1 protein-coding gene is annotated in these 528 nt (G+C 69.7%); it reads right to left on the reverse strand.

Annotation, left to right across the window (positions count from 1 at the left end; genetic code table 11):
* Positions 1-528 (reverse strand): hypothetical protein (locus tag Vau01_RS63100; protein WP_204015529.1); only part of this gene is annotated, 528 nt, incomplete at both ends.

Here is a 528-nt window from a genome sequence, read left to right on the forward strand (position 1 = left end):
GCCGGCGGGGTCGGTGACGGTGGCGACTTCGCCGCTGCGGAAGTAGACCACGCGTTGGACGCTGCCGGCCGCTGTGGTGACCGTGGTCGGCAGGCCGGCGGGGGCGAAGCCGCCGTCGGCGGCGGCGACGGTGGTGCCGTCGGTGAAGGTGGTGGTGGTGACCCGGCCGAGCGGGTCGGTGACGCTGGTGCGGTTGCCGGCCGCGTCGTAGGTGAACGCGGTGCGGTAGGTGTTGTCCGTCGCACTCGCCGACCGGCCGTCGCGCATCGTCAACATGACGTCGTTCCGCGGATCGGGGCTCAACACCGTCGTCGTCGCGTCGGGGTAGTAGGTGTAGTAGACCGTGGAGCACTTGTTGGCGGACTGGTCCTGGCAGGTCACCTGGGAGACGGTGTTGCCGCGGGCGTCGTGTTCGTTGGTGGTGACGTTGCCGTTCGGATCGGTCACCGTGCGCAGGAACCCGCCGGTGTCGTAGCCGTACTGGGTCTTGTTCCCCAGCGTGTCCGTCTCCGACACCTGCCGGCTGGT

Source organism: Virgisporangium aurantiacum (genome assembly GCF_016863635.1).
GTDB lineage: Bacteria > Actinomycetota > Actinomycetes > Mycobacteriales > Micromonosporaceae > Virgisporangium > Virgisporangium aurantiacum.